Source organism: Mycobacterium sp. IS-1556, from assembly GCF_001499985.1.
In the GTDB taxonomy this organism is placed as follows: domain Bacteria; phylum Actinomycetota; class Actinomycetes; order Mycobacteriales; family Mycobacteriaceae; genus Mycobacterium.
The window spans coordinates 121,850-147,307 of sequence record NZ_LQIM01000002.1; the positions used below are offsets into that span (position 1 = coordinate 121,850).

Annotated in this window: 14 protein-coding genes; 13 read left to right on the top strand and 1 reads right to left on the bottom strand. The window is 69.2% G+C overall.

Translation table 11 applies throughout. The features are described 5' to 3' along the window. The first annotated feature begins 43 nt into the window (after positions 1-43). The 8 genes from AU187_RS03665 to mbtG all read left to right on the top strand — a co-directional run bounded on the left by AU187_RS03665 (position 44) and on the right by mbtG (position 19,553). Entirely contained in the window at positions 44-1,870 is a 1,827-nt protein-coding gene (locus AU187_RS03665; RefSeq protein ID WP_059102437.1) for an ABC transporter ATP-binding protein, read from the top strand. Further along, positions 1,867-3,600, top strand: coding sequence for an ABC transporter ATP-binding protein (locus AU187_RS03670; RefSeq protein ID WP_059102496.1), 1,734 nt, complete (start codon positions 1,867-1,869; stop codon positions 3,598-3,600). The genes AU187_RS03665 and AU187_RS03670 overlap by 4 nt, the downstream gene beginning before the upstream one ends. A 185-nt stretch (positions 3,601-3,785) precedes the next feature. Then, positions 3,786-4,529, top strand: coding sequence for a thioesterase II family protein (locus AU187_RS03675; RefSeq protein WP_059102438.1), 744 nt, complete (start codon positions 3,786-3,788; stop codon positions 4,527-4,529). After that, positions 4,519-5,850 (top strand): beta-ketoacyl [acyl carrier protein] synthase domain-containing protein, encoded by a 1,332-nt coding sequence (locus tag AU187_RS03680; protein ID WP_059102439.1) that lies wholly within the window; start codon positions 4,519-4,521, stop codon positions 5,848-5,850. Before AU187_RS03675 ends, AU187_RS03680 begins: the two co-directional genes overlap by 11 nt. Next, positions 5,850-8,789: a mycobactin polyketide synthase MbtD gene (gene mbtD / locus AU187_RS03685; RefSeq protein WP_059102497.1), complete on the top strand. Its 2,940-nt coding sequence runs from the start codon at positions 5,850-5,852 to the stop codon at positions 8,787-8,789. The genes AU187_RS03680 and mbtD overlap by 1 nt, the downstream gene beginning before the upstream one ends. Next, complete coding sequence (locus tag AU187_RS03690; RefSeq protein WP_059166245.1) at positions 8,786-13,888, top strand: non-ribosomal peptide synthetase; 5,103 nt, start codon at positions 8,786-8,788, stop codon at positions 13,886-13,888. The genes mbtD and AU187_RS03690 overlap by 4 nt, the downstream gene beginning before the upstream one ends. Before the next feature lie 47 nt (positions 13,889-13,935). Further along, the gene (locus tag AU187_RS03695) at positions 13,936-18,255 is read left to right on the top strand and encodes a non-ribosomal peptide synthetase (RefSeq protein ID WP_059166251.1); all 4,320 of its coding nucleotides are present in this window, start codon (positions 13,936-13,938) and stop codon (positions 18,253-18,255) included. Further along, the gene (mbtG, locus tag AU187_RS03700) at positions 18,252-19,553 is read left to right on the top strand and encodes an NADPH-dependent L-lysine N(6)-monooxygenase MbtG (RefSeq protein ID WP_059102441.1); all 1,302 of its coding nucleotides are present in this window, start codon (positions 18,252-18,254) and stop codon (positions 19,551-19,553) included. The genes AU187_RS03695 and mbtG overlap by 4 nt, the downstream gene beginning before the upstream one ends. On the opposite strand, the gene AU187_RS03705 is transcribed toward mbtG, so the two are convergent. Further along, on the bottom strand, positions 19,550-19,885 hold the full coding sequence (locus AU187_RS03705) for a type II toxin-antitoxin system VapB family antitoxin (protein ID WP_059102442.1): 336 nt from the start codon (positions 19,883-19,885) through the stop codon (positions 19,550-19,552). The two genes, mbtG and AU187_RS03705, sit on opposite strands and share 4 nt — an antisense overlap. Positions 19,886-20,056: 171 nt before the next feature. Here AU187_RS03705 and hrcA point away from each other — a divergent pair, with 171 nt between their 5' ends. The 5 genes from hrcA to AU187_RS03730 all read left to right on the top strand — a co-directional run bounded on the left by hrcA (position 20,057) and on the right by AU187_RS03730 (position 25,451). Next, positions 20,057-21,088, top strand: a complete 1,032-nt coding sequence (gene hrcA, locus AU187_RS03710; protein ID WP_059102443.1) for a heat-inducible transcriptional repressor HrcA — start codon at positions 20,057-20,059, stop codon at positions 21,086-21,088. 39 nt (positions 21,089-21,127) lie between these two features. Then, positions 21,128-22,273 carry a molecular chaperone DnaJ gene (gene dnaJ, locus AU187_RS03715; RefSeq protein ID WP_059102444.1) on the top strand — a complete coding sequence of 382 codons (1,146 nt, stop codon included), beginning with the start codon at positions 21,128-21,130 and terminating at the stop codon, positions 22,271-22,273. 88 nt (positions 22,274-22,361) lie between these two features. After that, positions 22,362-23,096 (top strand): 16S rRNA (uracil(1498)-N(3))-methyltransferase, encoded by a 735-nt coding sequence (locus tag AU187_RS03720; RefSeq protein ID WP_059102445.1) that lies wholly within the window; start codon positions 22,362-22,364, stop codon positions 23,094-23,096. A 286-nt stretch (positions 23,097-23,382) separates the two neighbouring features. Further along, entirely contained in the window at positions 23,383-24,132 is a 750-nt protein-coding gene (locus tag AU187_RS03725) for a thioesterase II family protein (protein WP_059166246.1), read from the top strand. Between the two features lie 2 nt (positions 24,133-24,134). Next, positions 24,135-25,451, top strand: a complete 1,317-nt coding sequence (locus AU187_RS03730) for a beta-ketoacyl [acyl carrier protein] synthase domain-containing protein (protein WP_059102499.1) — start codon at positions 24,135-24,137, stop codon at positions 25,449-25,451. The last annotated feature ends 7 nt before the right edge of the window (positions 25,452-25,458 follow it).

Below are 25,458 nucleotides of genomic sequence, written 5' to 3' on the forward strand. Positions count from 1 at the left end.
ACCGGTAGGGTTAGGCGACCCTTACCCAAGATCAGGAGGGCGCATGACCGCTGTGCAATCCGCACCCGACGTCGAACCGGTCGCGCCGGAAGGGGCGCCCGATGCCGCCAAGCGGGCCGCCACCTACGACAAGCTGGCACTGCAGCAGCTGCTCGCCCCGACGCGGGCTCGCACATCGCGGGCGACGCGCTACCAACTGCTGGCGTCGGCTGCCACCATCGTGCCCTTCATCGGCATCGTGGAGATCGGCCGCGAGCTGCTCGCCGCCGGCCCGCCGGATCAGACCAGGGTGTGGATCGTCGTCGCGGTGGTGATCGTCGCGCTGCTGGTGCGCACGCTCGCCGGTGGCGCCGCGCTGACCATCACGCATTTCGCCGACGTGGACCTGCAGCGGTCACTGCGGCTGCGGATCGTCGACAAGCTCGGCCGGTTGCCGCTGGGCTGGTTCGGCACCCGGTCGTCGGGCGAGGTGAACAAGGCCGTGCAGAACGACGTCGGCGAACTGCATTTCCTGGTCGCGCATTCGGCGGTGGAGAACACGGGCGCGCTGGCCACCCCGCTGTTCGGCCTCATCTACTGCTTCTACCTGGACTGGCGGCTGGGCCTGTTGGCGATGGCCACCGTGCCGTTCTACGTCGGCGTGTACGTCGCGCTGGGCCGTGACTCCCGGGTGCAGATGGAACGCCTCGACCGGGGAGTCGAACGGATCAGCGCCACCATCGTCGAGTTCATCGCCGGCGTGTCGGTGGTCAAGACCTTCGGCGAAGCGGGTAAGGCGCACAAGCGCTTCGCCGACGCCGCCGACGAGTTCAACGACAGCTTCGCCGGCTGGGTGGGACCGCTGGTGCGGGTCAAGGCGGTGTCGTCGATCTTCATCGATACGCCCGTGCTGCTGCTTGCCAATCTCGCCGGCGGCTACTGGTTCGTCCGCAGCGGCTGGGTGACACCGATCGAGGTGCTGGGTTCGACGCTGGTCGCGGTGACGATCCCGGCGGCCGTGCTGACCGTCGGCTATTCGACGCACATCCGCAGGCAGGCGGCGGCCGCGGCGGGTCGCCTCAAGCGCCTGCTCGACACGCCCGTGCTGCCCGTCGCCCGCGATCCGCAGACGCCGCGGGACAACTCGATCCAATTCGAGGGCGTGCAGTTCTCCTACGACGGTCGAAACACCGTCCTGCACGACATCTCGCTCACGCTGCCGGCCGGGACGATCACCGCGCTGGTCGGACCGTCGGGCAGCGGCAAGTCCACGCTGGCGACGCTGGTGCCGCGCTTCCACGACGTCACCGCGGGCACGGTGCGCGTCGGCGGCGTCGACGTCCGCGAGATCGCCCCGGTCGAGTTGTACCGGCACGTCGGGTTCGTGCTGCAGGACGTGCAACTTCTCGGCATCAGCGTCGCCGACAACATCCGGCTCGGCCGGGCCGACGCCACCGACGAAGAGGTCGTCGCCGCGGCGCAGGCGGCCCGCATTCACGACCGAATCCTGCAGTTGCCCAACGGTTATGACTCCGTGGTCGACGAGGACGCGCACTTCTCCGGCGGCGAGGCCCAACGCGTCAGCATCGCGCGCGCACTGCTGGCCGACACGCCGATCCTGGTGCTCGACGAGGCGACCGCGTTCGCCGACCCGGATTCGGAAGCCCAGATCCAGGAAGCGCTTTCGCGGCTCATCGTCGGGCGCACCGTGCTGGTCATCGCGCACCGGCTGGGCTCGATCGTGTCCGCGGACAACATCGTCGTGCTGGACCGTGGGCGCATCGTCGAACAGGGCCGACACGACGATCTGCTTGCCGCCGGCGGGCAGTACTCGCGGATGTGGCAGTCGTACACCGCGGGGCATGCCCGCGAATGGGAGGTGGCCAGATGATCCGGGGCTTTCTGCAGATCCTCGGCCCGCAGCGGGGCCGGATGTTCAGCTTCCTCGCGGTGATGACGGTCTACGGCATCCTGCACGGCGTCGTGATGCTGTTGCTGGTGCCGGTCACGGTGTCGATGTTCGACGGCGACTATGGCGCCACCGCACGATGGTTGGCGCTGATGGCCGTCACGGTGCTGGTCGCATCGGTGCTCAACTACATCGGAGCGAAGCTGGCGATCCGCATGGCGCTGACCACGATGCGCCTGCTGCACCACCGGCTCGGCGATCACATGGTCACCCTTCCGCTCGGTTGGTTCACCCGCGAGACCGTCGGCAGGGTGTCCCAGATCGCGGTCAAGGGAACGGTTTTCGTCGGCACCAGCGGTGGCAACCTGGTCACCCCGCTGGTGGTGAACACGGTCAGCGCGGTCACCGTGGTGGCCGGCCTGTTCTTCTTCGACTGGCGCATCGGGCTCGTCGCCCTGGTCGGCGGTGTGCTGCTGGTGCTGTGCGGGCGGTTCGCCGCGCGGCTGATCGCGACCGCGGAGGTCCGCACCCACGATTCGGCGACCGACGTCAATAACCGCGTGATCGAGTTCGCGCGGTACCAGCCGGTGCTGCGGGCGTTCGGCCGCACCGGCGCCGACTACAAGCCACTCGGCGACGCCCTGGAAGCGCAGCATCGGGCCGGGCGCGCCGCGTTGTGGCAGTCGGTGGCCGGGTTGATGTTGAACGGCGTCGCCGTGCAGGCGGTGTTCTCGGTGCTGATCGCGGCGGGGGCGTGGCTCGCGGTGCGCGGCGACATCAACCCGATCACGCTGGTGGCCATCCTTGGGCTCGCGGCCCGGTTCGCCTCGCCGCTGTCACAGCTGGCCGAACTCGGGTCGGCGATGAGGTTGGCGAGCGCAGAGTTGCAGCGCATCACGTCGATCCTCGACACCGCGTCGCTCTCTGAGCCGGCCACGGCAAACCCCGCCACGGTGCCGGGCCGGGTCGAACTCGACCGCGTCACGTTCGGGTACTCGGACCGCACGGTGCTGTCGGACGTGAGCTTCGCCGCCGAGCCGGGCACCATGACCGCGCTGGTCGGTCCGTCCGGATCGGGCAAGTCGACGATCACCAAGCTGATCGCCCGCTTCTACGACGTCGACTCCGGCGTGGTCCGGGTCGGCGGCCACGACGTGCGCGACCAGCTCACCGCGGACTTGATGGCCCAACTGTCACTGGTGTTCCAGGACGTGTACCTGTTCGACGACACGTTGTGGGAGAACATCCGCATCGGGCGGTCGGACGCCAGCGACGAGGACATCGTCGAGGCGGCCCGCACCGCCGGCCTGCTTTCCGTCGTCGAACGGCTGCCTGACGGTTGGCACACCCGCGTCGGCGAGGGCGGCTCGGCGCTGTCGGGCGGTGAGCGTCAGCGCGTGTCGATTGCACGGGCGCTGGTCAAGAACGCGCCGATCGTGCTGTTCGACGAGGCGACCAGCGCGCTCGACCCGGAGAACGAGCACCACGTCGCCGAATCCATCCGGACCCTCGCCCAGCGCAGCACGGTCATCGTGATCGCGCACAAGCTGTCCACGGTCACCGCGGCCGACAACATCGTGGTGCTCTCCGCGACCGGAGCGGTCGAGGAGCAGGGCACCCATACCGAGCTGATGCAGCGCGGCGGCCGGTACGCGCAGTTCTGGAGCCAGCGCGTGGCCGCGACGGGCTGGGTGATGGCCGCAAGCGACTAGCTGGGCGAAATCACGTGTTCGGTACCGCACGTAGGCGTCTGCGCGCCGAGAAGGATAGGGTAACCTCACTTCCGACTTAGGACAGCCTGCGCTAAATCAACGGAGGAGCTCATGGGGGTATTTCTCGCAGATGCGCAGGCTCGGCCCCGGACTTCTCGCCGACCCATCGACGCGACCCCGACACGATGATCGAACAGAGCCAACTGACCTTCGCGCCCTGGATCAAACGCTCGGCCGGGAAGACCGCCGGCGGCGCGACCGTGATCTTCCCCCACGCGGGTGGCGCGGCGGCGGCCTACCGGTCGTTCGCGTCGGCGTTGGCCGGCGGTGGTGACGACGCGTACGTCGTCCAGTACCCGCAGCGTGCGGATCGGTTGGCCCATCCCGCCCCGGACACCGTGGAGGCGCTGGCCGCCGATCTGTTCGCCGCGGGCGACTGGTCCCGGCTCGGCCCGCTGCGACTGTTCGGGCACTGCATGGGCGCGGTGATCGCGTTCGAATTCGGCCGGGTCGCCGAGCGTCACGGGGTTTCCGTTCGGCAGCTGTGGGTTTCGGCGAGCCAGGCACCTTCCACGATCGCCGGTTCACCGCGGTTGCCCACCGCCGAGGCGGAAATCGTCGCCAACATGGTCGATCTCGGCGGTACGGACCCGCGGCTGGTCGAGGATGAGGAGTTCATCGAGTTGCTCGTCCGAGCGGTGCGGGCGGACTATCTGGCGTTCAACCGCTACGCCTGCGAGCCGGACGCCCGCCTCGCCGCCGACATCCACACCCTCGGTGGCAGCGCCGACCACCGGATCAGCCAGGACATGTTGCGGGGCTGGGAAACTCATACCCAAGGCGCGTTCACACTGTCGCTGTTCGACGGTGGGCACTTCTACATCAACGACCACATCGACGCGGTTGCGGAGTTGGTCAATGCCGGTTAGCGGGCCGGATCACGCTGTCGATGATCCGATCGTCATCGTGGGGATGGCGATCGAGGCGCCGGGAGATGTCGACACCGCCGACGCCTACTGGGACCTGCTGGTCGCACAGCGCGAAGGTCTGTGCCCGTTCCCGCGGGACCGCGGGTGGTCGGTGCGCGACGTGCTCGACGGATCGCAGCGCGACGGGTTCAAATGCATCCACGACCTCGGCGGCTTCCTCTCTGGTGCTGCGGTTTTCGACCCCGAATTCTTCGGAATCTCGCCGCGGGAAGCGGTCGCGATGGACCCGCAGCAGCGGGTCGCGCTGCGGGTGGCGTGGCGAGCGCTGGAGAACAGCGGCATCAACCCCGACGACCTCGCGGGCCACGACACCGGCTGCTATGTGGGCGCCTCGACGATGGGGTACGGTCCCGACCTCGCCGAGTTCTCCAATCTCACCGGACATCTGATGTCGGGAACCGCACTGGGAGTGATCTCCGGGCGGATCGCCTACACGCTCGGACTCGCCGGGCCCGCGCTGACCATCGACACCTCGTGTTCGTCGACACTGACCGCGATCCACACCGCGACGCAGTCACTGCGATCGGGGGACTGCGACCTCGCGCTGGCCGGTGGCGTCTGCGTGATGGGCTCGCCCGGCTTCTTCGTCGAGTTCTCCAAACAACACGCGCTTTCCGACGACGGACACTGCCGGCCGTACAGCGCGCAGGCCAGCGGCACCGTATGGGCCGAGGGCGCAGCGATGTTCGTGCTGCAGCGCCGATCGAGAGCCGTGAGCGACGGTCGTCGGATACTCGCCGAGTTGCGGGCCACCTGCCTGAACCAGGACGGCCGCTCCGTCGGCCTCACCGCACCGAGCGGGCAGGCACAGGCGCGGTTGTTTCAGCGCGCGCTGGAGTACAGCGGGGTGCGGCCCGAAGACATCGGGATGATCGAGGGCCACGGCACCGGCACCCGACTCGGGGACCGCACCGAGCTGATATCGCTCGCCCAGACCTACGGCGCCACCGCACCCGGCGAAGGCGGCCTGCTCGGCTCGGTCAAGTCGAACCTCGGCCACTCGCAGGCCGCGGCGGGCGGACTCGGCCTGGCCAAGGTGCTGATCGCCGCCGAGCACGGAACGATCCCGGCCACCTTGCACAGCAACGAAGCCAGCCGCGAAATCGACTGGGACAGCCAAGGTCTGCGGCTGGCCACCGAGCTGACGCCCTGGCCGGCGGTCGACGGCAGACGTCTCGCGGCGGTGACCGCATTCGGTATGAGCGGCACCAACGCCCACGTGGTGGTGTCGATGCCTGCGACCGAATCCGAGGCGGCATGATGACGTCCACCGGTCTGCCCGACGGCCGGATCCCGGTCGTGTTGAGCTCGCACGCCGAGGAACTCGTTGCCGCCGACGCCGAGGCGATACTGCGTTACCTCGACCGCGACCCGGATGTGCGGGCGGTCGCCGCGGCACTGCTGCGCACCCGCCGGCTGCGCAGACACCGTGCGGTCGTGCGCGCCACCGACACCGCCGAACTAGCCGACGGGCTGCGCGCCGTAATAGCGGGAACCGATCACCCGCTCGTCGTCCGCTCATCGGAAACACGCACCGCCCGGGTAGCTTTCGTGTTTCCTGGACAAGGCAACCAGTGGCCGTCCATGGGCGCGCAGGCATACCGGCAGTCCGCCGTGTACCGGGCGCACGTGGACCGCTGCGCCGAGGCATTCGTCGCCGCGGGCGAGTCGTCGCCGCTGCCGTACCTGACCGCGGAGTCCACTGGCGGACAGTGGTCACAGGCGCAGGTCCAGGCCGCGCAGTTCACCCACGCCGTCGGCCTGGCCCACATCTGGCGGTCATGCGGAATCCAGCCCGACGTCGTCATCGGGCACAGCCTCGGCGAGGTCGCCGCCGCGTACATCGCCGGAAGCATGGCGCTGCCCGCCGCCGCCGGTGTGGTCATCGCGCGCGCCAAGGCGGTGGACCGCCTGTCCGGCGACTACCGCATGGCGGCGCTGGGGGTTTCGCTTCCCGACGCCGAACGGCTGATGTCCACGATCCCCGGTTGGCTCGAGGTGTCCGCGGTCAACGCCGGCGCTTCGGTGGCGGTGTCCGGGCAGCGCGCCGCCGTCGCCGCGCTCGTGGCCGCCGCGACAGAGCAGGGCCTGTTCGCCCGCGAGCTCGACGTGAACTATCCCGGCCACACCAGCGCGCTGGAACGGGTGCGAGACGATCTGCGCGCGATGCTCCCCGATGCCGAATTTACTTCTGCTCCAATACATTTCATTGGCTCGACGACCGCGGATGTGGTGCCCGAAGGCACCGGCTTCACCGACTACTGGTACGACAACCTCCGCAACACGGTGCGGTTCGACCGCGCCGTCGCAGCCGCGAGGCACCGCGGCGCGGAAGCGTTCATCGAGATGTCGGCGCATCCGGCCCTGCTGTTCGCATTGGGTGACCTGCTGGCCGATCAGACCGACGAGCCGCTCGTCGTCGGGTCGGGTCACCGCGACATGTTGCCCATGGAAACGTTGTCGGCCAACATTTCCGCCGTCGCGGTGGCGAATCCCGGCTACCGGTGGGCCGACCTCGTCGACGTCAGCTCGCAGCCACCGTTGCGCGGCTTTCCCAACGCGCCCATGCGGACCGCGCGGTTGTGGGCCGAACCGAAGCCATTGGCACCGGTCTACGGCGTCACCGTCGCCCGCGAGAAATGGGACCGCACCACGCCATCGGCAACGGTGGCGCGGCGCGTCGCGGTCGTCGAGCTCACCGGACCCGGCGGTTCACTCGGTGATCGGCTGCGGACAGCGCTGCGCCGCAGCGGATCCGAACTCGTCGAGGCCCGCACCGCCGACCTCGTCGTCGCGGTGGCCCCCGAGCTGGACCATCCCGACGCCGAACGCGGCGCCCAGGAGATCTCCGGATTGATCGGCGCAGGCTTGCTCGACTACGTCGACGCCGCCGGCCCCGAGACTCGGGCGGTGTGTCTGGTCACCGTCGGCGGTGAGCACGTCCGGCCGGGCGAGCCCGCGGCGTTGCCCGCGCAGGCCGCGCTGGCGGCGATGCACCGCAGTATCGGCTTCGAACGTCCCGAGCAGTCGTTCCGGCATCTCGACCTGCCGTCGTGGGAACCCGACGATGTCGTGGCGGCCGCCGCGGCGGGCGCGCTGCTGGGCGGCGCCGACGAAACCGCCATACGCGACGACGGCTCGGGCCCAGAGGTTTTCGTACGGACCGTGGCCGAATCGGTCGAACCAGCGCCGTCCTGGCAGCTGGATGGGAACTCGCTCGCCGACGTCGTGATCACCGGTGGTAACGGTGCGGTCGGACTTCACTTCGCCCGGTATCTGGCCGCCCACGGCGCCCGTCGCATCGTGTTGCTCAGCCGCAGCGGCGTCGACGCCGCGGTCGTCGCCGAACTGGCGGCAGCGCAGGTCGACGTGGTAGCGCCGCGCTGCGACGTCACCTCCGCCGAGCAGATCGCAGCGGCGGCCGGGCAGTTCGGCGGCGACGGCGCCTCACTGCTTATCCACGCCGCGGGCGCGGCGGCCTTCACGGACCGCGACGCGCTCACGCCCGCCGCGTTCGCCGAAACCTCGGCGGCCAAGATCGGCGGCCTGGCCCGGATGACGGAGCTGTGGCCGATGCGCCCGGACGCGCGAATCCTGCTGTGCTCGTCGGTGTCCGGCGTGTGGGGCGGGCGCGGGCACGCCGCGTATTCGGCCGCCAACCGGATGCTCGACGTGATGGCCGGCCAGCTGCGTGCCAAGGGCCAGCACTGCCTGGCCGCCAGGTACGGGCTGTGGCGCGGCATTGGGATCGCCGGCGCCGGGGAGGTGACCAGGATCGAACGGTCCGGCCTGCTGCCGATGACGCCCGACGCGGCGGTCGAAGCCACCCTGCGTGATCACGGCGAGGACCCGCTGTTGCTGAGCGCCGACCAGGGCCGGCTGCGAATGTTCCTGGAGAGCCGAAGCGCGGATACCATCGAAACCCGGCCGGCCACAAGCGAAGCCGACGTCGACACCGCTGCGCGCGTGCGGACCGAGCTCGCCGCGGTGCTCAACCTCGAGCCGGCCTCGATCGACCTCGACATGTCCCTGCTCGACATGGGCGTCGACTCGCTACTGGCCCTAGACCTACGCAAGCGGCTGCTGCGGACGAGCGGCCGGAAGGTGCCGCTGGCCACCCTGCTCGGCGGCATCACAGGCGGCGAGCTCGTCGCCGACCTCAACAGCACAGAACGATCAGAGAAGGTGGACAACGCGTGACTGACACGGTCGATACCCGCGAGCGGGTCGAGGACCGCCGGCTGGAGTTGCTGCGCCGCAAGTTGGCCGAGCGGGGACTGCGCACGGAGAACCAATCGACCGCTGAGGCGGGCGGGCTGTCCGACGGGCAGCGTCGCATGTGGTTCGTCCAGACGGCAGATCCGACCGGCGCGATCCTCAACATCTGCCTCTCCTACCGGATCACCGGTGAGCTCGACGTCGCCCGACTGCACGACGCCGTCAACGCCGTCGCCGCGCGGCATGCGGTGTTGCGCACCACCTATCAGGCCGACGACGACGGTGAACCGCAACCGACCGTGCATGACGAGCTGAGGCCCGGCTGGGCGGTGCACGATCTGACCGACCTCTCCGAGCACGCGCGCCGACTCCGACTGGAAGTGCTGGCCCAGCGCGAGTTCGGCGCATCCTTCGACCTCGCCACCGAATCGCCGCTGCGGCTCACTGCCGTGCGCACCGCCGCCGACGAGCACGTCCTGCTGTTGGTCGCGCACCACATCGCCTGGGACGACGGCTGCTGGCAGGTGTTCTTCGGCGACCTCACCCGGGCATACACCGGTGCACCGCTCGCACCTGCCGTCAACCCGCCGGCGCACACGCTCGGTTCGGTCGACGAAGACCTCGACTACTGGCGCACGGTGCTGGCCGATCCGCCCGAGCCGCTGGAACTGCCGGGCCCGAACGGTTCTGCGGTACCGACGAATTGGCGGTCTCAGCGCCTCACCCTGCAACTGCCGGACGCAACGGTCGACCGGGTCGCGGCGCTGGCGAAGGAGTCGGGCGCGACGCCGTACATGGTGCTGCTGGCGGCCTTCGGGGTGCTGATGCGGCGCTACACCCACGCCGAGGACTTCCTGGTCGCCACGCCCGTGCTGAACCGCAGCGCCGAGGTCGAGGACGTGATCGGCTACTACGGCAACACGGTCGCCCTGCGGCTGCGACCCGCCGCCCGGCAGAGCTTCCGCGACGTCGTCGCGCACGCGCGTGACACCGCGGTCGGCGCGTTCGCGCATCAACGCGTCAACCTGGACCGGGTGGTGCGCGAACTGAACCCGGATCGTCGGCACGGCGTCGAACGGATGACCCGGGTGACGTTCGGCGCCCGCGGCGCTGACGGCGAAGGCTTCAACCCGCCCGGAATCACCTGCAGCCGAGCGGAATTACGTAGCCATCTGACTCAGCTGCCGTTGGGATTCATGGTGGAGTTCGACGCCCCCGAGGCGCGGGTCGTCGTGGAGGCCGAATATCTCGTCGAGATCCTCGACGCGGCACTGGTCCGCCAGCTTCTCGAGCACTACGCGGTGCTGCTCGACGATGCGCTGCAACGCCCCGATCGCCCCATCGCCGAGCTCGAGGTGATGGGCGCCGCCGACACCGAATGGCTGAACCGGGTGGCGGCCGGCGAGGAGTTCGTCACCGCCTCCTCGACGATGACGGCGCTCGTCGAAGCCCAGGTGGCGCGCACACCCGACGCGGTCGCCGTCGTCTACGAGGGACGCCACTACACCTACCGCGAGCTCAACGAGTCGGCGAACCGGGTGGCGCACTGGCTGATCGAGCAGGGCATCGGCACCGAGGACCGCGTGGCGGTGCTGCTGGACCGCTCGCCGGAACTGGTGATCACCGCGCTCGGGGTGATCAAGGCGGGCGCGGTGTACCAGCCGGTCGACCCGACCTACCCCGAGGACCGGCTGACGTTCATCCTGTCCGACTCCGACCCGAAACTGATTATCCGCGAACCGATCACCGGCCTCGACGGCCACCGCTCCACCGACCCCACCGACGCCGACCGGGTTCGCAGGCTGGATCCGGACAACACCGCGTACCTCATCTACACCTCGGGTTCGACCGGTCTGCCCAAGGGTGTCCCGGTCCCGCACCGGCCGGTCGCCGAGTACTTCGTCTGGTTCAAGGGCGACTACGGGATCGACGACAGAGAGCGGCTCCTGCAGGTCGCATCGCCGAGTTTCGACGTCTCGATCGCCGAGATCTTCGGCATGCTCGCCTGCGGCGGCCGACTCGTGATTCCCCGGCCGGACGGCCTTCGCGACGTCGGCTACCTCACCGAGTTGCTGCACGACGAAGGCATCACCTCGATGCACTTCGTGCCCTCGCTGCTCGGGTTGTTTCTGTCGCTGCCCGGCGTCAACCAGTGGCGCACGCTGCAGCGGGTGCCCATCGGCGGCGAAGCGCTGCCCGGCGAGCTGGCCGACAAGTTCCATGCGACCTTCGATGCGCTGCTGCACAACTTCTACGGGCCGACCGAAACGGTGATCAACGCGAGCCGCTACAAGGTCGAGGGCAAGCAGGGCACCCGGATCGTGCCGATCGGCAGGCCCAAGATCAACACCCAGATCCACCTGCTCGACGACGCACTGCGGCCCGTTCCCGTCGGGGTGATCGGCGAAATCTACATCGGCGGAACGCATGTCGCCCACGGCTATCACCGTCGGGCGGGGCTGACCGCCGAGCGGTTCGTCGCCGACCCGTTCAATTCCGGTGGCCGGCTGTACCGGTCGGGTGATCTGGCCCGCCGCAATGCCGACGGCGACGTCGAGTTCGTCGGCCGCGCCGACGAGCAGGTCAAGATCCGGGGCTTCCGCATCGAACTCGGTGAGGTGGCGGCCGCGATCTCCGTCGACCCCAGCGTCGGTCAGGCGGTGGTGGTGGTCAGCGACCTGCCCGGTGTCGGCAAGAGCCTCGTCGGATACGTGACCCCGGCCGAAGCCGTCGAGGACGTGAACGTCGAGCGCATCCGCAACCGCGTCGCGGCCGCGCTGCCGGAGTACATGACGCCGGCGGCGTACGTCGTCGTCGACGAGATTCCGATCACCGCGCACGGCAAGATCGACCGCGCGGCGTTGCCCGATCCCGACATCGACTCGGGTGCGGCCTACCGCGAGCCCGTCGAGGGAACCGAGCGCCGGCTCGCCGACCTGTTCGCCGAACTGCTCGAACGCGACCAGGTCGGCGCCGACGACTCATTCTTCGATCTCGGTGGGCATTCGCTGCTGGCCACGAAACTCGTTGCCGCAGTGCGGGCCGCGTTCAACGTCGACATCGGGGTGCGCGAAGTCTTCGAACTCGGCACCGTGGCCGCGCTGGCGCAGCGGATCGACTCGGCCCTGTCCTCGCAGGCCACCGCGGCCACCCGGCCCCGACTGGTTCCCGTTCCGCACGACGGGCCGCTGCTCATGTCGGCCTCGCAGTTGCGGATGTGGTTCCAGTACCGCATCGACGGTCCCAGCCCGGTCAACAACATCCCGTTCGCCGCGCGCATCAGCGGGCCGTGTGACAGCGACTCGTTCGTGCAGGCGGTGCGCGACGTGGTGGCCCGGCACGAGGTACTACGGACCACCTACCGCGAAATCGACGGTGCCCCATACCAGATCGTCAACGACGGGCTCGAGGTCGCGGTGCGCCGCGCCCGGGGCGACGACGACGCCTGGCTGGACACCGAACTGCACGCCGAGCGCAGGCACGTCTTCGACCTCGAAAGTGACCCGCCGGTGCGGGCCGCGGTGCTGGCGACGCCGGATGCGCACGTGGTCTCGCTGGTGGTGCACCACATCGCCGCCGATCACTGGTCGGCGATGGTGTTGTTCACCGACCTGCTGACGGCATACCGGGCCAGGCGCGCCGGCCACGCTCCCGGGTTCGCGCCGCTACAGGTCCAGTACGCCGACTACGCGGCGTGGCAAGCCGCGCTGCTCGGCCAGACCGACGGCCCCGTCGTGGCAGAGCGTGACTACTGGCGCAGGCAATTGGCCGGCCTGCACGAGGATCCGGGTCTGGCGCCGGACTTCCCGCGTCCGCCGGTGTTGAGCGGGGAAGGCGACGCCGTCCCGTTCGACATCGACGCCGCCACCCGGGCGAAGTTCGCCGAACTGAGCTCCGAAGTCGGGGTCACGGAATTCATGCTGCTGCAGGCGGCGGTGGCCGTCGCGTTGCACAAAGCCGGTGAGCGCCCGGACATTCCGCTGGGCACACCGGTCGCCGGCCGCACCGAAACCGAACTCGACCAGCTCGTCGGGTTCTTCATCAACATCGTGGTGCTGCGCAACGACCTGACCGACAACCCGACGTTGCGTGAGGTGCTGCGCCGGGCCCGCGACACGGCGCTGGAGGCTTACGCCCATCAGGACCTACCGTTCGACCAGGTGGTCGACGCGGTGCGGCCGGCGCGGTCGCTGTCGCGTAACCCGCTGTTCGGGGTCGTCGTGCATGTGCGCGATGCCCTGCCCGCCGACCAGGTCATCGAATCGGGGCCGGACGGCGACACCACGTTCACCGCGCTCGAGCCGCCCTTCGACGTCGCGCACGCCGACCTGTCGGTCAACTTCTTCGGCGGCGAGGACGGCTACCGCGGACACGTCATCTACCGGACCGACCTGTACCGGCGCAGCACCGCCGAACGGTTCGTCGGGTGGTTGTCGCGCGTGCTGACCGCGTTCGCCGACGATCCCGGCCAACGAGTGCGCGACGTGCAGGTCGCCGACCGCGAGGAGCGCCGCGTGGTGCAGCGGTTCAGCGCGTCGGCATCGGCCAGCGTGCTCGATGGCTGGCGCGACCCGGTCGCGATCGGCGTGGTGGGCGACGTCTACGAGCATGTCGTCGACGAGACGGGCGCCGAACTGCGCGCCACCGGCAGGCGGGGGCGGTGGACGGCCGACGGTCAGCTGGAGTTCGTCGAGGCCGCCGACGCGCGTCGCCCGACGACACCGGCGGGTCCGGCCGAACCGGCGCGCACCGAAACCGAACGGGCGCTCGCCGCACTCCTGGCCGAGGTCATCGACGTGCCCGAGGTCAACCGCACCGACAACTTCTTCCAGTTGGGTGGCGATTCAATTCTCGCGGTGCAGCTGGCGGCCAGGGCGCGGGACAGCGGTTTGGCGGTCACGGCGCGAATGGTGTTCGAGCACTCCACACTTCACGAGCTCGCGAGTGTGGTCGACGAGGCCGGCTCGGGAACCGATACACCCGACACCCACCACGAGCCGATGGCTGCCTCCGGGCTGTCGGCGGACGAGTTGGCGGCGGTCACGTCGATGTGGTCGGCATCGCAAGACGGTGCCCCGTGACTTCAACCCGACCCAAGACCGAACCGAAGGTCGCCATCGAGGACGTGATGGCGCTCAGCCCGCTGCAGCAGGGGTTGTTCTCACTGGCGCAGTTGAGCACCGGTGAGGACGGTGGCGAAGACCCGTACGTCATCGCGATGGTCGCCGAAGTCACCGGCGACCTCGACACCGCCCTGCTTCGCGAGTGTGCGGCGGCGATGCTGGCCCGTCACCCCAACCTACGCGCCAGTTTCCTACGCGCGCAGAGCAAACCGGTTCAGGTGGTGCCCGCCCGCGTCGACGTGCCGTGGCGGCACATCACCGCGGCGACCGACGAGGTCGACGCGCTCGAAGCCGACGAACGCCGCCGGCCGTTCAACCTCGAACGCGGCCCGGCGATCCGGTTCGTGCTGATCCAAACACCCGGGCCGCGTTGGCGTTTTATCGTCGTCGCCCACCACATCATCATCGACGGCTGGTCGCTGCCGTTGTTCGTCGGTGAGCTGATCTCGTTGTACCGCTCGGCCGGTGACCCCGCCGTTTTACCGCCGCCGCCGCGGCCGTACCGCGACTACATCGGCTGGCTCGCACACCGGGATCAGGAGAGCAGCCGCAACCTGTGGCGCGAACACCTCGCCGACCTCGGGGGGCCGACACTCGTCACGCCGGCGCTGGCCTCCGGCGAGCCGCCCGCCGGGGAACCGCGCCGCACCGAGATCAACCTGGATCGCGCCGCCTCGCTGGGCCTGGCCGAAGCCGCGAGGTCGCGCGGCGTCACGGTCAACACCCTGGTCCAAATGGCCTGGGCTGCAATGTTGTCCGCGTTCACCGACCGCTCCGACGTGGTGTTCGGAGTAACTGTGTCTGGGCGCCCCGGCGAGCTCGCCGGCGTCGAGACCATGGTCGGGCTGTTCATCAACACCGTGCCGTTGCGGGTCCGGCTTGACCCGGTGGCCCCTGTCGGTGCGCAATGCGTTGCCCTGCAACGGGAAGCGGCCAAGCTGCGCGACCACAGCTATCTGCCCCACAACGAACTGCGTTCGCTGGGTGGCATCGGCGAGATGTTCGACACCCTGCTGGTCTACGAGAACTTCCCGCCCGGCGGTCTGGTCGGCGGCGGCGACTTCGTCGCCAACGGCGCCACGTTCCGTCCGGCCGCGCTGGAGAGCGTGTCGCACTTCCCGATCACGATCGCCGCGCACATGATCGACGACGAGCTCACCGTGCTGGTCGAGGTGATCGACGGTGCGCTCGGCCAGATGAGCCCGGAATCGCTCGGGCGCCGCGTGCTCACCACCGCCCAACGACTGATCATCCACTGGGACAACCCGTTGCGCGACGTCAGTGTCCTGCTCGACGGTGAGGCCGAGACCGCTGCGGCCGGGCTGGCGCCCGCCCCTTCGCACCTCGGCGTGCATACCGCGTTCACCGAGATCGCGAGCAGCAGGCTCGGATCGCCGGCGCTGAGTTGGGACGGCGGCGAACTCACCTATCGGGAACTCGACGAGTCGGCCGACCGGCTGGCCGCCGCGTTGGCGAAGCGCGGGGTGTCCACCGAAACGCCTGTGGCGATACGCCTTTCGCGCGGACCGCAGTACGTGATCGCGATGTTCGCGGTCTTGAAGGCCGGTGGCGTCATCGTGCCGCTGGATCCCGGTATGCCCGCGGAGCGGATCGCCGACATCCTCGGCCAGTGTGGCGCGACGGTCGTCGTGGACGACGAGATGCTCGCCGCGGCGGCGGAAGCGGTCGAGGAGTTCCGCGCGGTGCCTGCGGCGCCGGGCCAGGCCGCGTACATGGTGTTCACCTCGGGCACCACCGGCCGACCGAAAGGGGTCGTCGGCACCCATCAGGCGCTGCTGGCCTACGCCGATGACCACGCCCGAAACGTCCTGCGGCCGGCGGCTGCTCGGCTGCAGCACCCGCTGCGGGTCGCCCACGCCTGGTCGTTCACCTTCGACGCGGCGTGGCAGCCGCTGGCCGCCCTGCTCGACGGGCACGCGGTGCACATCGTCGACGACGCCGTCCAGCGGGACGCCGAGGCGCTGGTCGAGACCATCGCCCGGTACGGGATCGACCTGATCGACACCACGCCGTCGATGTTCGCCCAGCTGCGCGCGGTCGGACTGCTGACCACGGTGCCGCTCGGCGTTCTGGCGCTGGGCGGCGAGGCCGTCGGGATTCCGGCGTGGAACATGATCCGTGACGAGTGCGCGCGGACCGGGATGACGGCCTACAACTGTTACGGCCCAACCGAAACCACCGTGGAAGCCGTTGTGGCCGCGATCGCCGAGCACGAGGAGCCGACCATCGGGCGCCCGACGTCGCCGAGCCGGGCCTACGTGCTGGACTCGTGGCTGCGCCCGGTGCCCGACGGAGTGCCGGGCGAGTTGTATCTGGCGGGTCGTCAGCTGACCCTTGGCTACCTCGGCAGGCACGGCGAGACCGCGGCCCGGTTCGTCGCCGATCCCTTCGCGCCGGGCGAGCGGATGTATCGCACCGGGGACGTCGTGCGCCGCCGACCGGACGCCGCGCTGGAGTTCCTCGGCCGCTCGGATGCGCAGGTGAAGATCCGCGGCTTCCGCGTCGAACCGGCCGAGATCTCGGCGGTTCTGCACACCCATCCCGCGGTGCGGCACGCCCACGTGGCGGTGCGCGAACAGCGGTGGGGTCCTCAGTTGGTGGCCTTCGTCGCTGCGGCGCCGGCGCCGGATGTGGCGGAGCTGCGCACGCTGGTCTCAAAGCGCCTGCCGCGCTACATGGTTCCGCACTCCATCGTGGTGGTCGATCAGATGCCGTTGACGGCGCATGGCAAGGTCGACGAAGCCGCCCTCGCCGAAATCGCCGTTGCCGAAGGGCCGTCGGCTGCCCCGGAGACCGAGACGGAGGCGGCGCTCGCGGCCGTGCTGGCCGAGGTGTTGAACGGCACCGACAGCGGCGACATCGACGTCGCCGCCGACTTCCTCGCGCTCGGCCTGGACAGCATCGTGGCGCTGTCGGTGGTGCAGGCGGCGCGCAGGCGCGGCATCCCGTTACGCGCGCGGTTGATGCTCGAGTGCGCGACGCTGCGCGAGCTCGCCGCGGCCGTCGACAGCGAATCGGCGATCGCCCGCCACGGCGACGATGCGCAGGGCCCCGTCCCCGTGCTGCCCAACGCGCACTGGCTCTATGAGCACGGCCATCCGCGACGGTTGGCGCAGACCGAGGCCATCGCGTTGCCCGACGGCATCACCGGTACGCAGCTCGAGCGGTTGCTGCGCGCGGTCGTCGACGGCCATGAAGTTCTGCGCAGCCGGCTGGACCGGCAGACGATGACGTTCGTCGAGCACCCGGCGCAGGATCTGCTGACCGAGGTGCGGATCGACGGTGACGCCCAAACCCTGGCCGACGCCGTCGCCGAACACGCCCGACGGTCGGTCGAACACCTTGACCCGCAACAAGGCTCGATGTTCGTCGCGGTGTGGCTGCGGCCGCCCAGCGGCGGTGGTGTGCTGCTGCTGACCGCCCACGTGCTGGCGATGGACCCGGCGTCCTGGCGGATCGTGCTGGCCGAACTCGACGCGGCGTGGCACACCGTCGCGTCCGGTCGCGAACCGGCGCCGACACCGGAACACACCAGCTACCGCCGCTGGTCGCGGCTGCTCAGCGAGCGGGCCTACGCGCTTGACACGGCCGACTTCTGGGCCGCCCAGCTCGACGGCGAGGACCCCGCCCTCGGTGCGCGCAGGCTGCGGCCGCAGACCGATCGAGTCGGCGACGTCGTCGTCTCGATGGCAATGACCGAGACCGACCTGACGTTGCGCTTGCTCAACGGGTCCGAACCCGCACCGCACCTGCTGGCCGAAGCCGCGGCGCGCACCGTCACCCGCTGGCGGCTGCACCGGGGGCAGGAGACACCGCCGCCGCTGCTGGCCCTGGAAACCCACGGCCGCGCGGACGGTGTCGTCGACGGCGCCGACACCTCCGACACCGTCGGGCTGCTCACCGCGATCTATCCGCTGCGGGTGCGCGCGGCGCGCGACGTAGGCCAGATACCCGGCGACGGCATCGATTACGGGCTGCTGCGCTATCTGCGGCCGGACACCGCCGAACGGCTGGCCGCCTACCGGGAGCCGCAGCTGCTGCTGAACTTCCTGGGCCGCGTGCACGTCGGCATCGACGGCGGCGCGCTTCGGCCGGACCGTGCGCTGCTCGCCGGGGTGTCGCCGCTTCCTGAGCCGCAGCTGGCGGTTCGGCACGAGTTGACCGTGCTGGCGGCGGTGCTCGGCGATACCGACGCACCGGTGCTGGGCACCCAGTGGCGCACGCTGCCCGACATCCTGACCGCCGATGACGTCACCACGCTGCAGGCGATGTGGCAGGAATCGCTACGAGAGGTCGTCTCATGAGCCGCACACTCGCGGTGGTCGGCGCGGGCGCCAAAGCCGTCGCCGTGGCCGCCAAGGCCGCCGAACTGCGCGACATGGGCCTCGACGTGCCCGATGTCGTCGCGGTCGAGAAGACCGGTGTCGCCGCCAACTGGCAGGCCGACGGCGGCTGGACCGACGGCCAGCACCGGCTGGGCACCAGCCCCGAGAAGGACGTCGGCTTCCCGTACCGCTCGGCGCTGGTGCCGCGCCGCAACGCCGAACTCGACGAACGCATGACCCGGCACAGCTGGCAGCAGTACCTGATCTCGACCGGGCAGTTCGCCGAGTGGATCGACCGCGGCAGGCCCGCACCCACCCACCGCCGGTGGAGCCAGTACCTGCGCTGGGTCGCGGCCAACATCGAGATGACCGTGATCAACGGTGAGGTGCAGGCCATTTCGGTCGACACCGATTCCGGCGGGCCGCGGTGGGCACTGCGCACCCCGGACCGCACGGTGACGGCCGACGGCCTGATGATCACCGGACCCGGGCAGCCCGAGCGTTCGATCCTGCCCGGCAATCCGCGGGTGCTGTCGATCGCGCAGTTCTGGCATCGCGCCGCGCAACACGAGGTGATCCGCGCCGAACGGGTAGCCGTCATCGGCGGTGGCGAGACCGCCGCGTCGATCCTCAATGAGCTTTTCCGCCACCGGGTTTCGACGATCACAGTGATCTCACCCCAGGTGACTTTGTTCACCCGCGGTGAGGGGTTCTTCGAGAACACGCTGTTCTCCGATCCCACCGGCTGGACCAGTCTCACGATGGGGGAGCGGCGCGACGCGTTGATGCGCACCGACCGCGGGGTGTTCTCCGCGCGGGTGCAGGAGGCGCTGCTCGCCGACGACCGGATACGCCACCTGCGCGGCCGGGTCGCGCACGCGGTCGCGCGCGACAGCCGAATCCGGTTGACGCTGAGCACCACTGCGGGCGGGGAGTCGCTGGAGACTGTCCACGGTTTCGATCTGGTCATCGACGGCTCGGGCGCCGACGCCATGTGGTTTGTGCCGCTGCTCGGCCAGGACGCGTTGGATCTGCTGGAACTGGGCATCGGCGCACCGTTGACTCCGGATGCGTTGCAGGAGTCCATCGGCGACGATCTCGCCGTCACCGGCGTGGCGCCGAAGCTGTTCCTGCCGGGCCTGTCCGGCCTCACACAGGGACCCGGATTCCCGAACCTGTCGTGCCTCGGGTTGTTGTCCGACCGCATCCTGGGCGCCGACCTGGCCTCGACCACAGCCGGCGACGACAGCGCGCTGCCCGCGGTACGGCGCGGCTAAGCCCGTTGCGCTTGGGCCCACGCGTCGGCTCGTGTCGGCACATCCATGTCGAACACGCGCGCATGTAACACCGTGCGGTTGCGCAGCGCGGCGCGCACCGCCCGGTGCAACCCGTCCTCCAGATAGCAGATGCCCTTCCATCGCACCGCGTGCGGGAAGAGGTCGCCGTAGAACGTCGAATCCTCCGAAAGCAACCGGTCCAACGCGAGCACCGTGGTGGTGGTGACCAGTTCGTCGAGGCGGATCTGCCGCGGCGGAATCTGCGCCCACTGGCGATGTGACAAGCCGTGGTCGGGATACGGCCTGCCCTCTCTGACTCCCTTGAAAATCATCCGGCGAACGTCCTTCGCGTCGTACCCCCGGGCTGCGGCGTCACGCCGGCATCAGGTGTAAAGGCTAATGCAATTGGCCCGCGCGCGATACGAACAGTGCTCGGGCGCTGTCTGCGCTGTTGGTGCCCTTAAAATGGGTGCTGACGTGACTCGAGGGGTAGGTGATCAGACATGGGTAGCGCCGACGACCGCCGGTTCGAGGTGCTGCGCGCGATCGTCGCCGACTTCGTGGCCACCAAGGAGCCGATCGGATCGAAGACACTCGTCGAGCGGCACAACCTCGGTGTGTCGAGTGCGACCGTGCGCAACGACATGGCGGTGCTGGAAGCCGAGGGCTACATCACCCAGCCCCACACCAGCTCCGGCCGGGTTCCTACCGAGAAGGGCTATCGCGAATTCGTCGACCGGATCGACGAGGTCAAGCCGCTGTCGTCGCCGGAACGCCGCGCGATCCTGGCATTTCTCGAATCCGGTGTGGACCTCGACGACGTGCTACGCCGCGCGGTGCGCCTGCTCGCCCAACTCACGCGCCAGGTCGCGATCGTTCAGTATCCGACGCTGTCGACGTCGTCGGTCCGGCATCTGGAGGTGGTTGCGCTCACCCCGGCCAAGCTGCTGCTGGTGGTGATCACCGACAGCGGCCGGGTGGACCAGCGGATCGTCGAACTCGGGGACGCACTCGACGAGCATGATGTGGTCAAGCTGCGCGACCTGCTCGGGCAGGCGCTCGAGGGCAAGCCGCTGGCCGCCGCGTCGATAGCGGTGTCGGATCTGGCGTCGCAGCTCAACGGGCGAGGCGGGCTCGCCGACGCGGTCGGGCGCTCGGCGACCGTGCTGGTCGAGACCCTCGTCGAGCACAGCGAGGAGCGGTTGCTGCTGGGCGGCACCGCCAACCTCACCCGCAACACCGCCGACTTCGGCGGCTCGCTGCGGTCGGTGCTCGAGGCGCTCGAGGAGCAGGTGGTGGTGCTGCGGTTGCTGGCGGCGCAGCAGGAGGCCGGCAAGGTGACCGTGCGCATCGGCCACGAAACCGAGGCCGAGGAGATGGCGGGTACCTCGGTGGTCACCACGGCTTACGGTAGTTCGGGCAAGGTGTACGGCGGCATGGGGGTGTTGGGCCCCACCCGAATGGACTATCCGGGAACTATCGCTAATGTCGCTGCGGTTGCTCTCTATATCGGGGAAGTCTTAGGCAGCCGGTAGCGGCCGGCACGGTTAACCAGGAAGACAGGCAAGGTCAGCGTGGCACGCGACTATTACGGGCTGCTCGGAGTGAGCAAGGGTGCGTCGGATGCAGAGATCAAGCGCGCCTATCGCAAGCTGGCGCGTGAACTGCATCCCGACATCAACCCGGACGAAGAGGCGCAGGCGCGGTTCAAGGAGATCAGCGTCGCCTATGAGGTGCTCAGCGATCCGGAGAAGCGCCGCATCGTCGACCTCGGCGGCGACCCGCTGGCAACGGCGGGTGCCGCCGGCGGCAACGGGTTCGCCGGCTTCGGCGGTCTCGGCGACGTGTTCGAGGCGTTCTTCGGCGGGGGCGCCACCTCGCGTGGTCCGGTCGGCCGGGTACGCCCGGGTTCGGATTCGCTGCTGCGGATGCGGCTGGACCTCGAGGAGTGCGCGACCGGCGTGACCAAGCAGGTGACCGTCGACACCGCGGTGCTGTGCGACCTCTGTCACGGCAAGGGCACCCACGGCAAATCCAGCCCGGTCACCTGCGACACCTGCGGCGGCCGCGGCGAGATCCAGACCGTGCAGCGTTCTCTGCTGGGCCAGGTCATGACGTCGCGTCCGTGCCCGGTGTGCGGCGGCGTCGGCGAGGTCATTCCGGATCCGTGCCACCGCTGCGGCGGCGACGGCCGTGTGCGCGCCCGCCGGGAGATCAGCGTGAAGATCCCGGCCGGTGTCGGCGACGGGATGCGGGTGCGATTGGCGGCTCAGGGCGAGGTCGGCCCCGGCGGCGGGCCGGCAGGCGACTTGTACGTCGAGGTGCACGAGCAGCCGCATCCGACATTCCTGCGCGACGGCGATGATCTGCACTGCACGATCTCGGTGCCGATGGTCGACGCGGCGCTGGGCACCACGGTCACCGTCGACGCGATCCTCGACGGACCCACCGAGGTCAGCATCCCGTCGGGCACCCAGCCGGGTTCGGTGGTTTCGCTGCGTGGGCACGGCATGCCGCATCTGCGCTCGGGAGTGCGCGGCGATCTGCACGCGCACATCGACGTCGTGGTGCCGTCGCGGCTGGACAACGACGACGTCGAACTGCTGCGGAAGCTCAAGGAGAAGCGGACCCGCGACGTCGCCGAGGTGCGCTCCACGCAGGCGACGGCCACCGGTGGCGGCTTGTTCAGTCGGCTGCGTGAGACGTTCAGCGGCCGCTAGAACGGGCAGTACCTATGCCGAAGATTGCACTCGGGGCTGTGCCGGACCGCAATCGACGACCTTCAGTGCAATCTCGGGCCAATACGCCGTGACCTACGCGCTGTTCTATGTCGACGCCCTGCCTGAAGTGGGTGAGCGCGCGGTCGTCGACGGTGACGAGGGTTTCCACGCCGCCAACGTGCGCCGCATCCGGCCAGGTGAGTCGCTACAGCTCAGCGACGGCGCCGGCGAGCTGGCGCACTGCGAGGTCGACGAGGTCGCCAAGGGCAGGCTGACGGCGCGGGTGCTCGATCGGCGCTTCGTGCCACCCCCGTCGCCGACCGTCACCGTCGTGCAGGCGCTGCCCAAGTCGGATCGCTCCGAGCTGGCCATCGAACTGGCCACCGAGGCCGGAGCGGACGGCTTCGTAGCGTGGCAGGCATCCCGATGCGTGGCGCGGTGGGAGACGGCTGCCAAGGTCGACAAGGGGCTGCGGCGGTGGAGCGCGGTAGCCCGGTCGGCGGCCCGGCAGTCCCGGCGGGCCCGCATCCCGTCGGTCAACGGTGTGGTGTCGACGGCCGAACTGGTCGACCGGCTCGGCGGCGGTTCCGTGGCGCTGGTGTTGCATGAATCGGCGACGCAGCGGCTCACCGACGTGCCGTTGGCGTCGGCCGACTCGCTGATCCTGGTCGTCGGACCGGAAGGCGGGATCACCGACGACGAGCTCGCGGCGCTGTCCGATGCGGGTGCGACGGTCGTGCGGTTGGGTCCGAACGTGCTGCGGACGTCGACCGCCGCGGCGGTCGCACTGGGCGCGGTGGGTGTGCTGACGAGTCGGTGGTGATGACGGTTCACGCCAGCCGATTTCCAGTTTCCGAACCGTGGTTTCCCGCACCGAAATAGGAAGCCCCCAGCAGAATACGAAGTTGGGTTAAGTTGAATTCCCGTGCGGAATCTTGGCTCCGACAAGTACGCCTCGATACCGGTCGTACCGGGCCCGCCGCATGCTACCCGTGGCGGCCGCAACCCAGCGACGCGTTGTGCCCAGCCGAGCGACCCCTGCTTGCTGCTCAGGCGTTCGGCATCGTCATCCACGGCCCGATGGGCTCCAACGACAGCAGGGGGCAGTTATGGGACGTAATTCGTTATGGATGAGGAAGTTTCACAATCGGGAATCAATCGACCGGCCACCGCTGCTGATCTTCCCGCACGCCGGCGCGGGAGCGTCGTGGTACCGGAAATTCTCGGAGGTGCTCTGTGATGACTTCGAAGTCATTGCGCTGCAGTACCCGGGTCGGCAGGACCGTGCGGCTGAGCCGGCGCCGACATCGCTGACCGACATCGCGGCGGGTGCCTTCGCTGAGTTTCAGACCTCGGAGTTCAACCGCGGTATCCCGATCACCACCTTCGGCCACAGTATGGGCGCGCTGGTTTCGTTCGAGTTCGCCAGAATCGCCGAATCCGCCGGGGTGCGAGTACACCAACTCACCATCCTGGCCGCGGTCGCCCCTCACCGGATAGCGGACAAGCCGCCGGCACCGAAAGACGAGGAAAGGCTTCTGCGCCATCTCAGATGGCTCGGGGGCGCTCACGCAGACGTGGTAGCCGACCCCGAACTCGTCGCGCTGACGCTACCGGTCGTCAAGGCCGATCACCGTACCGCAGAAGCCTATTCGTGCGATCCGGCAGCACGCATCGAAGCGCGGATCAGTGTGCTGGGCGGAGATCAGGACCCCATCGTGTCGATGGCGGACCTCCACGGCTGGCGGCAGCACAGCGACGATGTGGAGATAACGATGTTCGACGGTGGACATTTCTTCCTCCTCGACCACGTCGATGACATCCGAGAACACATGACCCAGACCGGAGTTCGGCGGTGACCATGCAAGCGGCGCCCGATATCGACCCCATGGTCGTATCGGGAATGGCTGTGGCAGCGCCGGGCGAAGTCCATACACCGCTGGCGTACTGGTCCGCACTGAGCGAAGCGCGCGAGTTGATCGGTCCGATGCCACGCGATCGCGGCTGGCCGCTGGAGGACATGTTCACTCTGTCCCGCCACGACGGGTGGGCCGACGTGTGTGACGCCGGCGGATTCCTGGCCGACGCGGGCGCGTTCGATCCCGTCTTCTTCAACATCAGCCAACGTGAGGCCGCCGTCACCAATCCGCAGATCCGGCTCGCGATGCGCGTGGCGTGGAAAGCGGTGGAGAACACCGGAATCAACGCCGGCGCGCTTGACGAAGAGGAAGCTGGCTGTTTCGTCGGGGCGTACCCGACGGAGTACGGACCGCTGGGTACGAGGGCTGACGAATACAGCGGCTACCGGACTGTCGGCATGGTGACCGACAGCATTGCTGGACGGGTGTCGCATTCGCTGGGGCTATCCGGCCCGTCGGCTACCGTCAACACCGCCTGCGCGTCGTCGCTGACCGCGCTGCACCTGGCCGCGGCCGCGGTGCGCAACGACGAGTGCGACTGGGCACTGGCAGGGGGCGTGTGCGTGATGGGCAGCCCGGTCATCATCTATGACTTCGCCAAGCACAACGCCCTTGCCGCCGACGGGCATTGCCGCGCCTACGCCGACGACGCGACCGGAACGCTATGGGGCGAGGGTGCGGGCTTTGTCGTCGTCGAACGCGAATCGCGGGCGCGCCGCCTCGGACACCGCATCTTCGGACGGATTCTCGCCAGCCATTACAACCACAACGGCAAGGGCAAGGCGATCCTGACTCCGCGGGCCGACGCGCAGGAGAAGCTGATCCGCCGGGTCATCGACGCAGCAGGCATCGACGCCGCGGACGTCGGCATGATCGAAGGACACGGCACCGCCACCCGCGCCGGCGACCGCGCCGAACTCACCGCACTGGTCAACACCTACGGCGCCGCCCACTCAACGGCTTTCGTGGGATCGTCGAAGTCCAATCTCGGACACGCCCAGGGGGCGGCGGGGATGCTGGGCGTGATCAAGGTGCTACTGGCGGGATGGCACGGCCAGATCCCCGCGTCGCTGTTCACCGACAACCCGACCACCCAGGTGGATTGGGACAGAACCGGCCTTCGGCTGGCCACCAAGCTGCATCCATGGGAAGCCAAGGACGGCAGTCGATATGGCGCGGTGTCCTCCTACGGGGCGGGTGGAGTCAACGCGCACACCATCATCGGCATGCCGATGCGAGAGGAGAACGACGATTTCTGAGTACCGG

Bases quoted from the DNA above. Each gene is read 5' to 3' on its own strand.
- AU187_RS03665 (WP_059102437.1), top strand. From the start codon at position 44: ATGACCGCTGTGCAATCCGCACCCGACGTCGAACCGGTCGCGCCGGAA.
- AU187_RS03670 (WP_059102496.1), top strand. From the start codon at position 1,867: ATGATCCGGGGCTTTCTGCAGATCCTCGGCCCGCAGCGGGGCCGGATG.
- AU187_RS03675 (WP_059102438.1), top strand. From the start codon at position 3,786: ATGATCGAACAGAGCCAACTGACCTTCGCGCCCTGGATCAAACGCTCG.
- AU187_RS03680 (WP_059102439.1), top strand. From the start codon at position 4,519: ATGCCGGTTAGCGGGCCGGATCACGCTGTCGATGATCCGATCGTCATC.
- mbtD (WP_059102497.1), top strand. From the start codon at position 5,850: ATGACGTCCACCGGTCTGCCCGACGGCCGGATCCCGGTCGTGTTGAGC.
- AU187_RS03695 (WP_059166251.1), top strand. From the start codon at position 13,936: ATGGCGCTCAGCCCGCTGCAGCAGGGGTTGTTCTCACTGGCGCAGTTG.
- mbtG (WP_059102441.1), top strand. From the start codon at position 18,252: ATGAGCCGCACACTCGCGGTGGTCGGCGCGGGCGCCAAAGCCGTCGCC.
- AU187_RS03705 (WP_059102442.1), bottom strand. From the start codon at position 19,885: ATGATTTTCAAGGGAGTCAGAGAGGGCAGGCCGTATCCCGACCACGGC.
- hrcA (WP_059102443.1), top strand. From the start codon at position 20,057: ATGGGTAGCGCCGACGACCGCCGGTTCGAGGTGCTGCGCGCGATCGTC.
- AU187_RS03725 (WP_059166246.1), top strand. From the start codon at position 23,383: ATGGGACGTAATTCGTTATGGATGAGGAAGTTTCACAATCGGGAATCA.
- AU187_RS03730 (WP_059102499.1), top strand. From the start codon at position 24,135: ATGCAAGCGGCGCCCGATATCGACCCCATGGTCGTATCGGGAATGGCT.